Origin of the sequence: Burkholderia cepacia, assembly GCF_001718835.1 — a bacterium.
GTDB lineage: Bacteria > Pseudomonadota > Gammaproteobacteria > Burkholderiales > Burkholderiaceae > Burkholderia > Burkholderia cepacia_F.
This window is the reverse complement of the sequence record NZ_CP013444.1, coordinates 3,268,792-3,280,696: the sequence shown is the minus strand read 5'-3', so window position 1 is coordinate 3,280,696 and position 11,905 is coordinate 3,268,792. Positions and strand designations below refer to the sequence as shown.

8 protein-coding genes and 1 pseudogene are annotated in these 11,905 nt (G+C 66.7%); 7 read left to right on the top strand and 2 right to left on the bottom strand.

The genetic code is table 11. The features are described 5' to 3' along the window. Position 1 precedes the first annotated feature (1 nt). The 3 genes from WT26_RS34380 (at position 2) to WT26_RS34370 (ending at position 3,619) form a co-directional block, all read left to right on the top strand. Positions 2-994, top strand: a complete 993-nt coding sequence (locus tag WT26_RS34380) for an ABC transporter ATP-binding protein (protein WP_059523192.1) — start codon at positions 2-4, stop codon at positions 992-994. Beyond that, on the top strand, positions 991-2,010 hold the full coding sequence (locus tag WT26_RS34375) for an ABC transporter ATP-binding protein (protein ID WP_069275035.1): 1,020 nt from the start codon (positions 991-993) through the stop codon (positions 2,008-2,010). Before WT26_RS34380 ends, WT26_RS34375 begins: the two co-directional genes overlap by 4 nt. A gap of 154 nt (positions 2,011-2,164) precedes the next feature. Next, positions 2,165-3,619: an OprD family outer membrane porin gene (locus tag WT26_RS34370; protein WP_069275034.1), complete on the top strand. Its 1,455-nt coding sequence runs from the start codon at positions 2,165-2,167 to the stop codon at positions 3,617-3,619. A gap of 105 nt (positions 3,620-3,724) precedes the next feature. On the opposite strand, the gene WT26_RS34365 is transcribed toward WT26_RS34370, so the two are convergent. Next, on the bottom strand, positions 3,725-4,717 hold the full coding sequence (locus WT26_RS34365) for a DedA family protein/thiosulfate sulfurtransferase GlpE (RefSeq protein WP_069275033.1): 993 nt from the start codon (positions 4,715-4,717) through the stop codon (positions 3,725-3,727). 168 nt (positions 4,718-4,885) lie between these two features. Beyond that, positions 4,886-5,155 (bottom strand): hypothetical protein, encoded by a 270-nt coding sequence (locus tag WT26_RS34360; RefSeq protein WP_059523195.1) that lies wholly within the window; start codon positions 5,153-5,155, stop codon positions 4,886-4,888. A gap of 577 nt (positions 5,156-5,732) precedes the next feature. On the opposite strand from WT26_RS34360, the gene WT26_RS34355 reads away from it, so the two are divergent. The 4 genes and pseudogenes from WT26_RS34355 (at position 5,733) to WT26_RS34345 (ending at position 11,487) form a co-directional block, all read left to right on the top strand. Beyond that, positions 5,733-6,260, top strand: coding sequence for a GNAT family N-acetyltransferase (locus WT26_RS34355; protein ID WP_069275032.1), 528 nt, complete (start codon positions 5,733-5,735; stop codon positions 6,258-6,260). A 534-nt stretch (positions 6,261-6,794) separates the two neighbouring features. Next, positions 6,795-6,881, top strand: a pseudogene (locus tag WT26_RS39230) (ESPR domain-containing protein); the annotation flags it as partial. A gap of 327 nt (positions 6,882-7,208) precedes the next feature. Beyond that, positions 7,209-9,893, top strand: a complete 2,685-nt coding sequence (locus WT26_RS34350; protein ID WP_420480959.1) for a YadA-like family protein — start codon at positions 7,209-7,211, stop codon at positions 9,891-9,893. A 550-nt stretch (positions 9,894-10,443) separates the two neighbouring features. Next, positions 10,444-11,487 (top strand): helix-turn-helix domain-containing protein, encoded by a 1,044-nt coding sequence (locus tag WT26_RS34345; protein ID WP_042584809.1) that lies wholly within the window; start codon positions 10,444-10,446, stop codon positions 11,485-11,487. The last annotated feature ends 418 nt before the right edge of the window (positions 11,488-11,905 follow it).

Genomic DNA, 11,905 nt, shown 5'->3' with positions numbered 1-11,905 from the left:
AATGGGTGCACTGCTGGAAGTAGACAACCTCGGCGTGCGCTTCTCGCGCAAGGACGCGCCGCCGGTCGACGCCGTGAGCGGCGTGTCGTTCTCGCTCGAAGCCGGCAAGACGCTCGGCATCGTCGGCGAATCGGGCTCGGGCAAGAGCCAGACCGTGATGGCGCTGCTCGGCCTGCTGGCCGGCAACGGCACGACGACGGGCGCCGCGCGTTATCGCGGCGACAACCTGCTCGAGATGAATGCACGCGCGCTGAACAAGGTGCGCGGCGACCGGATCGCGATGATCTTCCAGGATCCGATGACGTCGCTCAATCCGTTCCTGACGATCGAGCGGCAGATGACCGAGACGCTGCAGCTGCATCGCAAGCTGTCGCGCAAGGAAGCCACGAAGCGCGCGATCGAGGCGCTCGAATCGGTGCGTATCCCGGACGCGGCGCGCCGCATCCGCATGTATCCGCACGAGTTCTCGGGCGGGATGCGCCAGCGCGTGATGATCGCGATGGCGCTGCTGTCCGAGCCGGAAATCCTGATCGCCGACGAGCCGACCACCGCGCTCGACGTGACCGTGCAGGCGCAGATCATCGACCTGCTGCGCGAGCTGAACCGCGAGCGCGGCACGGCGATCGTGCTGATCACGCACGACATGGGGGTGGTCGCGGGCCTCGCGGACGACGTGATGGTCATGTATGCGGGCCGCACCGTCGAATACGCGCCGGCCGAATCGATTTTCGCGGCGCCGTCGCATCCGTACACGATCGGCCTGCTCAACGCGCTGCCGCGCCTGACCGACGCGGACGATGCGCCGCTCGTCGCGATTCCCGGCAATCCGCCGATGCCCGGCACCGCGCCGGCCGGCTGCGCGTTCGCGAAGCGCTGCACGTATGCGGAAGAACGGTGCGGCGCGGCGCGCCCCGCGCTCGAAACCTATGGCGCCGTGGGCGCGGTGCGCGCGTGCCACCGGCCCGTGGCCGATATGACGGGAGGTCTGCGATGAGCGTCGATGAACGCCGCAATACCGGCGCGACGGACGACACGCTGCTGTCCGTCGATGGTTTGAAAGTGCATTTCCGCGTGCCGCTCGGCGGCTATCCGTGGTCGCCGAAGGGGACGCTGCGCGCCGTCGACGGCGTGTCGTTCGACGTGAAGCGCGGCGAGACCGTCGGGCTCGTCGGCGAATCGGGCTGCGGGAAGTCGACGCTCGCGCGTGCGCTGATCGGCCTCGTGCCGATGACGGCCGGCGCCGTGAAATGGCGCGGCGAAGCCGTGGCGCCCGATCACCTGCGCGGCACCACGATGCGGCGCGAAGTGCAGATGATCTTCCAGGATCCGCTCGCATCGCTCGATCCGCGCATGACGATCGAGCAGGTCGTCGCGGAGCCGCTCGTCACGCACCAGGCCGGCCTCGGCCGCACCGAGGTGCGCCGCCGCGTGGTCGCGATGCTCGAACGCGTCGGCCTGAACGCGCATCACCTGCTGCGCTATCCGCATGAATTTTCCGGCGGGCAGTGCCAGCGCGTCGGCATCGCGCGCGCGCTGATCGGCGAGCCGAAGCTCGTGATCTGCGACGAACCCGTATCGGCGCTCGACGTGTCGATCCAGGCGCAGATCGTGAACCTGCTGCGCGATCTTCAACGCGAACTGTCGTTGTCCTATCTGTTCGTTGCACACGATCTCGCCGTGGTGAAGGCGATCAGCCAGCGTGTGCTCGTGATGTATCTCGGCCGCGTGATGGAGTTCGGCACGCGGCATGACGTGTACGGCGTGCCTCAACACCCGTACACGAAGGCGCTGCTCGATGCGGCGCCGACGCCGGAGCCGGCGCGCGAGCGTGCTCGCCGCCCGATGCTGCTGGCGGGCGAGATGCCCTCGCCGCTCAACCCGCCGTCCGGCTGCGCGTTCCGCACGCGCTGCCCGGTCGCGATCGATGCGTGCGCGCAGGACGTGCCGCTGCCGGAAGTACGGCACGGTTCTGCGGCGAAGGTCGCGTGCATCCGCGCGGGTGTGGGCTGAAACACAAATAAGCAGGCAGGTCAACAGGGGTAGGTGCGGCGCGAACGATCTTCGCGCCGCGGGTACAGGCGCGTCCTTAACCGGGCGCGCCGGGGTGGGACCGGAAGCGTATCGCGACCGGCGCAGACGACATCAACACAAGAAGAGAACCACGATGACAAAACACAGGAAGATCGGGACGGCATCGAAAATGCTGCTCGCATGGGGGCTGCCGGCACTCGCCGGTGTCTCGCTCACGGGCGCGGCCTACGCGGACGACGCAGCGCCGCTGGCGGTGGCGCAGGCAGCGCCGGGCGCCACCGTCGCGCAGGCGTCCACGCCGAACGCGATCATCAACGCCGAGGCGACCCAGGCCGTCACGCCGCCCGACGAGCCGTCTGCCCAGTCGCAGTCGAAGGGCTTCATTGCCGACAGCCACCTCAACTTCCTGTTCCGCAACTATGCGGACGTGCTCGACGCCAAGGGCGGCCCGCATCGCCACGCGTGGGTCCAGGGCGCGATGGCGAACTTCGAGTCGGGCTATACGACGGGCCTGATCGGCATCGGTTTCGACGCGTCGCTGTATGCGGCGCTGAAGCTCGACGGCGGCCAGGGCGCCGGCAGCATGGTGCACATCGCGAAGGGCGGCGGGGGCGGCAACCAGCTCGCATGGGCCTATCCCGGCATCTACGACGTGAAGGCGCGCATCTCGAACACGGTGGTCAAGTACGGTCTGCAGGCCGTCGACAACCCGTTCATGGAGCAGCACGACAACCGTGCGCTGCCGCCGACGTTCCTCGGCGCGACACTCGTCAGCAACGAATTCAAGAACGTGATGCTCGAGGCCGGCAGCTTCACGAAGACCGACGCGCGCGGTCACACGACGCTCACCAACCTGACGACGCAATACGGCGGCACGCGCATCAATCGCCTGTCGTACGTCGGCGGCACGTGGGATTACTCGCCGAACGGCGAAATCGCGCTGTACGCGAACCAGGCCGACGACGTGTGGCACCAGTACTACGCGTCGGTGAAGCACAGCATCGGCAGCCCGCAGACGATCAAGTGGACGGGCTTCGGCAACGTCTACTCGACGCACGACACGGGCGATGCGCTGCAAGGCAAGATCAACAACAACGCGTACAGCCTGTCGCTGGCCGCGCAGCACGGCCCGCACGAGCTGCTGCTCGGCTTCCAGCAGGTGCTCGGCGACCAGTTCTTCGACTACCTGAACGAAACGAACGGCATCTTCCTGACCAACTCGATGGACGTCGACTACAACGCGCCGCACGAAAAGTCGCTGCAGCTGCGTTACACGTTCTACGGCAAGGAAGCGGGCCTGCCGGGCTTCAAGGCGATGGTCTGGGGCGTGACGGGCTGGGGCGCGGACGGCAGCGCGAGCGCGGCGCTCGACCCGAGCAAGTCGAGCATCTACTGGAGCAACGGCGCGCCGGTGCAGGGCCGTCACCACGAGTTCGGCTTCATCCCGTCGTACACGTTCCAGAGCGGCAAGCTGAAGGACACGAAGGTCACGTTCATCGCGATGTGGCACGCCGGTTCGGCGCACTACTCGGACGCGACGAACACCGAGTACCGTCTGGTCGTGAACCTGCCGCTGCACGCGTTCTGATCGACGCGCGGGAAGAGACGGAAGGGCACGTGCGCTGCGATGGCGGCGCGCGTCGTGCAGCGGGCACCGCGCGATCGCGGGCCCGCTGCTTGCGCTTACAAGGACCTAAGCAGGCTTGTGAAAGCCGGCGACGGGATCGTTCGCGGCCGGCGTGTCTTCCACGAGCGACGTGAGCTGGCGGCCCGTATCGCGCCAGGCGTCGAGGCCGCCGCGCAGCGCGAGCGCATCGGTGAAGCCCGCGTCGAGCAGGCGCTTCGCCATCAGGGCCGCCGTCACTTCGTTCGGGCACGAGCAGTACACGACGAACTTCTGCGAGAGCGGATAGCGCGCGACGATGTCGCCGATCTGGCGATCGTCGGCGAATTGCGCGCCGGGAATCGTGAACGGGTCGAGCTTGCGGTGCTCGGGCGAGCGCACGTCGAGCACGACCGGCGCGGTGGCGTCGCGCAGCAGCAGGTCGAGTTCGTCGACGCTGATCCGCGCATTGGCGAGCTGGCGGATCAGCGCGCGGCGGCGCATCCAGCGGATGGCCGCATACACGGCGAGCAGCGCGACGATCACCAGCAGGACCGCGCGGCCGAGGTGGCTCGCGCCGGCGAACAGCCAGTCGATCTGCCGGTAGAACACGAGCCCGGCCGCCAGGCCGACGATCGTCCACAGTGCGGCGCCGAGGGCATCGTAGCCGGCGAACGTGCGGTAGCGCGTGCCGAGCGCACCGGCCATCGGCACCGAGACGAGCGACAAGCCGGGAATGAAGCGCGCGACCGCGAGCACGCGCACGCCGTAGCGGCCGAAGAAGCGTTCGGTCTTTCTCACGCAGGTATCGCGCGACAGCGACAGCCGGCAGATCGTCTTCAGCGTCGTGCCGCCGTAACGGCGCCCGGCGACGTACCACACGGTGTCGCCGATCAAGGCGCCGAACACCGACAGCGCCACCACCGTCACCAGCTGCGAGCCGATCATCTCGGGATGCATCGCGGACATCGCGCCGAACAGCACGAGTGTCGGCATCGCGGGCACCGGCAGGCCGATGGCCGCCGCGAGCACGTTGGCGAAGACGAGAAGCGGCCCGTATTGGGCGACGAGGTCACGGAGCATGACGGCTGGCCGAAAAGGAAAAGGCGGGCAAGGGCCGGCAAATGCGCGGAATGCGCATGGATGGGCCGATTATCGGCCTTTTTCAAGACAGTGGCGGGAAACGTTGAAGCAGGCGAAACGGTGCGGAGGTGAGCCGGCGCATCGTGCGCGGCTCACCGATCCGTCGGATCAGGAGGAGGTGCGGGCGAGCGACGCGGCGCCGTGGTTTTCGCCGGGCAGCTCGGCGCCGTGCGAGCGGATCGCCGCGATCAGTTCGGCCGGCGTGATCTCGTAGCGGACTTCGCGATGGATGCCGGGCTTGCGTTCGTCGATCTCGATCAGCAGCACGCTCTTGCCGTCGGCGGTTGCCTCGAGCCGGAGCGAGCGCAGTTCGCGGCCGTCGGCCGGGTCGTGTTCGGTGAGCAGGGTCATTGCCCCGGATGAGCCGGTAGTGCGCATCGAACCTATCCTCGTGTCGTATGTGCCGTAAAGGCGAAGATGGCGTTTTTGCAAACAGCTTGACGGAGTTTAACGCGAACCGGCGGCGAACAAGGAGCATTTTCGTGCGGTGCGAAATCAGGGCGGCACCAGCCATCCGTCTGATGATCTGCGCGGGCCGGGCGGGCGCTGCGGTGCGGCGAAGCGCGGCGGCCCGGCGGGGCCAGGTCGCCGGTGAAGCCGCGGTGAGCGCCGTTGGGGCCGAGCCCTCCAGGGGTCGTGCTCGTCGCCGTCGGCGGCGGCCGTTCAATCGCCGTGCAGCCGGTCGAGGTGCGGCTTGTCGCAGACGTGGAACACGGCGGCCGCGCGAGCGCGTGCATGCAGTTCGCAACGCAGGCGTCCAGCTTGCATGATGTTGCGCACGCAACGAACTACGAACCGCGGGAATGCACGATCCGTCGCGCGATGCAGCGTGATTTCGTCGGTTCGCGGCCGTATCCGGCGCGGCGAATTCGGATAAGCTCGACGTTTTCCCCGGCATGCCGCCGACCTCCGACGCAGCCGCAACGTTCGCTTCCTCCGTTTGCCCGATAGCTCCATGACCGACATCAAGATCCGGCACAGCGAGACGCACGACGTCGACGCGATCCGGCAGATCGCCGCGCACCCCGCGGTCTATGCGAATACGCTGCAAGCGCCGTTTCCGTCGCTGGAGAAATGGCAGGAGCGCATCGAAGGGATACGTCAGAAGGGCTTCAGCCTCGTCGCCGAAATCGACGGCGAGGTGGTCGGCCATCTCGGGATTCAGCCCGAAGCGAATCCGCGCCGCCGCCACGTCGCGGGGTTCGGGCTGATGGTCAAGGCGTCGCATCACGGGCGCGGCATCGGCGGCCGGTTGCTTGCCGCAATGATCGATCTCGCGGAAAACTGGCTGAACCTCACGCGCCTCGAGCTGACCGTGTTCACCGACAACCGGAGCGCGATCGCACTGTACGAAAGGCACGGCTTCCGGATCGAGGGCGAATCGCCGGGCTATGCATTGCGCGACGGCGTGTATGTCGCCGCGTGTCACATGGCGCGGCTCAAGCGTGACGCCGGCCCGGCGGCCGGCGGCGGTCGCGAATGATCCTGCGCGACCGGCGCGTCGGCGATCGTCGGCGGGGCGCACTGCCCATCGCCTGAACCGGTTCCGGACGCAATCTCGCGCGGCCGCGCGCGGTGTTCCGCGGTGTACCGCCATCAACGGAATCGACGCCGTGCCCGGCAAGCAGCCTTGTCGACCTGAATGACGTCGATTTGACGTCGCCCCCCCACCTTTTCCTTCTTCCCTCCTTCCTCCGTTCCGACGCTTCGTCCCGCGCAGGGCCGGGCGGCGTTTGCGCGCATCGGCATCCGAATTCGAAATGAGATTTTTTAAAGCACCAAATGAGACAAAACGATGGGGTCGAAATTGCTTATTTTTCTATGATTTTGTTTAATGAAAGATTTTCATTTAAATAATGGATTTTGATTGCAAATTTAACCATGTATGACAAATATTTCGGCCGGTTTTTACATTTTTTGAAGATTGATCCGTGAGGTAATAAATAGAATCCATTTCCGGTTAGTGCGGAGTTGAATTAAATCGACTCCGATTTATCGATGAAAATAATGGATTCCAATGATGAATAAATGCTATAAGACGATCTGGAACGAATCATCGGGCGCCTGGGTGGCGGTGCAGGAAGGGGCCGCATCGCACGGCAGGGCAGGCGGCCGCAAGCGCGTACGGGGCCTTCGCGTGATTGCGGGTATTGCATTTTCGATTTCCGGATTGACGCTCTCTGCATATTCGGAAGCGCAAACGGCGGTTTCAGGAACTTCCGCTAATAGTGGTGGATCCGGTTCGGCGGCCAGCGTCGATTCAGCCTGTTCGCAGAATTTCGTCGACCGCCAGAATCCTGGAAACCCATCCAGCGCATCCGGCTCGCAATATATTCTGCAAAACGGCTGCAGTACGGCCATCGGAAATAACGCGAATGCGCAAAAGGCATCGGTGGCAATCGGCGATCGCGCCAGCGCATCGGATTCCGGTATTTCCATCGGCATCGGCGCGAGCACGACGAAGAACTCGGCGATCGCAATCGGCACGGTCGCGCTGGCGACCGGCAACACCAGCTTCGCGCTCGGCCGCCAGTCGGCGGCGACCGCCGATTACGCGACGGCGATCGGCAACGTTGCCTATGCGAGCGGAGAAAGCGGGATCGCGATGGGGCATTCGGCGTTCGCCCAGGGCTATCGGTCGATCGCGATCGGCTCGTCCGATTCGCGGGCGGCGGGCAACGACGGCGTGTCGAGCGGCGCGACCTACAACCCGGCGACGCAGACCCGCGCGAGCGGCATCGCGTCCGTCGCGCTCGGCGCGGGCGCGGTGGCAGCGCCTGACGGCAGCATCGCGCTGGGCGCGAACAGCGTGGGCGCCGCCAACGCGACCGGCCCGGCCCGGTTCAGCGGCGATGCGATCGCGTCCGGCGGCGCGCTGTCGGTCGGCAGCGCGGGGGCGGAGCGGCAGGTCCGCAACGTCGCGGGCGGCACGGCGGGCACGGACGCGGTCAACGTCAACCAGCTGGCCGCGGTCGCTGACAGCGCGGTGCAATACGACGACGCAACCAAGGGCAACGTGACGCTCGGCGGCTCGACGAGCACCGACGGCGGTGTGACGGGCGGCACGAAGCTGACGAACGTGGCGCGCGGCGCCGTATCGGCGACGAGCACCGACGCGGTGAACGGCAGCCAGCTTTATCAGACGAACCAGCAACTGTCGAACGTGAGCACGCAGGTCGCGGGCAACACGTCGAACATCGCGGCGCTCCAGCAGGACGCGCTGCAGTGGAATGCGACGCTCGGCGCGTATGACGCGAGCCACGGCAGTGGTGCGCCGCAGCAGATCGCCAACGTCGCGCAAGGCGTGAAGGGCACCGATGCGGTCAACGTCGATCAGCTGAATGCCGCGGTGAAAACCGGTGTCGGCCAGCTCGATGCACTCGCCGTGAAGTACGACGACGCGAGCAAGAAGCAGGTTTCGCTCGGCGCGGGCAACGGCGGGAGCCCGGTGCGCCTGACCAACGTCGCGGAAGGCAACGTCTCGGCCGGCAGCACGGACGCGGTGAACGGCGCGCAACTGCGACATGCGACCGACAGCGTGGCGGCGGCGCTCGGCGGCGGCGCAACCGCGAACGCGAACGGCTCGATCAATGCGCCGAAGTATGACGTCGGCGGCGCGACCTTCAACAACGTCGGCGACGCGCTCGGCAATCTCGACACTCGCGTGGCGGGCAACACGACGACACTCGAGAATCACGAAACGCGCCTCGGCAACGCGGAAACGAACATCGCCAACAACACGACGGCGATTTCGGGCTTGCAGAAGGATGCGCTGCAATTCGATCCGGGCGTCGGCGCCTACAACGCGGCGCGCGGCGGCGTGGCGACGCAGATCACCAACGTGGCGGACGGCGGCATCGCGGCAGGCAGCACGGACGCGGTGAACGGCGGCCAGTTGTCGGGCGTGAAGTCGTCGCTCGAACAGCAGATCACGCAGGTGTCCAACCAGGCGGGCGAGGCCGTGAAGAACGTCGTCAAGTACGACGTCGACGCGAACGGCAACCGGATGAACTCGGTATCGCTCATCGGCGGCGACGCCGCGTCGCCCGTCGTGCTGAAGAACGTCGGGGCCGGCGTGGACGATACCGACGCGGTGAACGTCAAGCAGTTGAAGGGCGTGCAGTCGAGCCTCAACCAGCTGGGCGCGATGGCCGTCACGTACGACGACGCCTCGAAGGGCGTCATCACGCTCGGCGGCGGCGCCGGCGGCACGAGGATCACCAACGTGCAGGCCGGCACGCTCAGCGCAACCAGCACGGACGCGGTGAACGGCTCGCAGCTCTACGCGACCAACCAGCAGGTCGCGAAGAACACGACCGACATCACGAACCTGCAGGGGAACGTGAACAACATCGCGAACGGCAAGGCCGGCCTCGTGCAGCAGCAGGATCCGAACGGCCAGGTCACGGTCGGCGCGGGCACCGGCGGCACGTCGGTGAACTTCGCCAACAGCGCCAACGCGGATCGCGTGCTGACGGGCGTGGCGGCAGGCGTCAACAACAACGACGCCGTGAACGTCGGCCAGCTCAACAGCGTGCTCAAGGACGTCAGGACCAGCCAGGAGATCAAGGCTGCCGCCACCGATGCGAATACGAGCTGGATCGCGCGCGCGGATGCGGGTTCGATCGGGTCGACGGCAACCGCAACCGGCAAGAACGCGGTCGCGGTCGGCCAGGGCTCCGTCGCCGATCGCGACAATTCGTTCTCGGTCGGTGCGAAGGGCAGCGAGCGCCAGGTCACGAACGTCGCGGCCGGCACGGCGCCGACCGACGCGGTGAACGTGCAGCAACTGAACGACAACGTCGCCGCCGCGTCGGCGGCATCGCGCGGCTACACGGATCAACGCATCGGCCAGGTCTACAACGACCTGAACACCGTCAAGAAGGACATGTACGGCGGCGTGGCATCGGCAATGGCGGTGGCCGGTCTTCCGCAACCGACTGCGCCGGGGCGCTCGATGGTCTCGGCGGCGACGTCGAACTATCACGGCCAGCAGGGTTTCGCCGCCGGGTACTCGTACGTGACGCAAAACGACAAGTGGGTCGTCAAGGCGTCGGTGACGGGCAACACGCGTTCGGACTTCGGCGCAGTGGTGGGCGCGGGTTACCAGTTCTGACGCAGGCCGACTCGTGACGATGCGTTTCCGTCGAGTGCGTGGCCCGCCGATGTTGCGTGCCCGTTCGGGCGAGCAATGTTTCTGCGCGCTGCAGCAAAGGGCCTAACGCCGGATTGGCTGCACAATCCCGCCGCCGGTCGTTTCTCGTGCAACCCGGCAGCTGCTGCGCTCGGCGCATCCGTCGGGATCGAACGGGACGCGATCGCGGCGCTCGCGATCAGCGTGCATGGGCGCCCGACGGGAGCGGGTGCCGGGTGTGTCGTCGGGCGTGTCGCCGGGTGTGGCGATTACCCGGCTCCGCCGGCGACGGCAGCGGATTGTTCGGGCCGCTGCCGTTCGCTTCACCGGCCGCACGCATCGCGTGCATTCCCCGGACGATCGTGCCGCGATGACTGAGAGCGGCGCATGCAGGCCGGCCATGGAGCAACGGCTTGCGGCGCCGGATTCGCGGCGCCGGACCGTGGTTCTGCGCGTCGGCGGCCGTGCTGCGTCGCCGCCCACGATTCACGGCAAGAAGGATCGCAATAGAAAACGGAAATGCGAGGGGATCATGGCTTCCGGGGAAGTCTTTCTATCGACCGAACGCGTCGAGCCGGCGCTGCGTGACGAATACTGGCGCCAGGTCACGCGGCCCATCGTCGACACGACGCCGATTGCCGGACACGGGGACGCGCGGCTGGCCGGGACGCTGGCGTCGCGGATGCTCGGCGAGCTGCTGATGTCGCGCACGTCGTTCAATGCGCAGCAATACCGGCGCGACCGCCGGACCATCCAGCAGAGCGGCTTCGACCAGTACGTCGTGCAGCTCGTGCGCTCGGGCTCGCTCGTCGGCGATTTCAACGGCGTCGAAGTGCGCGCGTGCCCGGGCGACATCTACATCATCGATCTCGGCCAGCCGATGTGCAGCCGCGTGGACGCGGGCGAGAGCGTCGCCGTGTTCGTGCCGCGCGAGGGGCTCGAGAAGGCATCGGGCGGGCGCGACCTGCACGGCGTGGTGCTGCATGCGAACCGGGCGATCACGCGTTTGCTGGCCGATTATCTGGTGGGCATGTACGAGCTGGGCGAGCAGGCGTCGCCGGCGCAGGCGATCGCGGTGCAGGATGCGATGGTGGCGCTGCTCGCGGCCGCGCTCGCCGAGGCGGCCGCGCCGGCCGGCCGGCGGCCGGTCACGCATGGCGCCGCGCTGCGCCGGCGGATCGTCCAGCACATCTCGCAACACGTCACCGATCGCGACCTGAGTCCCGACACGCTGATGACGCACTTCCGCATTTCGCGCGCGCACCTGTACCGGGTGTTCGAGGCGGACGGCGGCGTCGCGCGCTTCATTCGCGACCGGCGTCTCGATCTCGCGTATCGGGCGCTCGTCGATCCGCGCTCGAACGGGCAGACGATCAAGGAAGTCGCGTTCCGCTACGGCTTTTCGAGCAGCGACATGCTGGTGCGGGCGATGCGCCAGCGCTTCGGCGCAACCGCGCGCGAGATTCGCACCGAGCACGGCGAGCACTTCGAGGCCGCCCATGACCTGTCGAGCCTGCACGTGCACTTCGCGCGCCATGCGGTGCCCGTGATTCCGCTGCAGGGAGGGCGGGACTGAAGGCGGCAAGCGCGGGTGCGCGGCAAAAAAAGAAGCCACGCGAAGGTGGCTCAAGAATGGCACAAACATTCCCGGGCGCGGGGAGCGTCCGGGTGCGGAATTGTCACATTCTTTCTGCGCCGGTTGAATCACGGCACGCTTCGATTTGTCTCGTGTTTACCCTGATGACGTCCCATATCGACGCGATGCGGATTCAGGCCGCTGCCTCGGGCACGCGTGCGCGAATTTTCGACGGCGCAACGATACACGGCTCAATGCAGCCGAATATTTCAGGTTTCGATTCGCGCGAATGCCGGAGTGAATCCACTTCATATCCATTCGAGAATTCAATCGTTTTCTTCTGGATGCGCGATCCGTATCGTTCTACGATTTGTCGGCCTGGCAGATGCCGGATGCCTGCCAAATATTGGGAATGCCG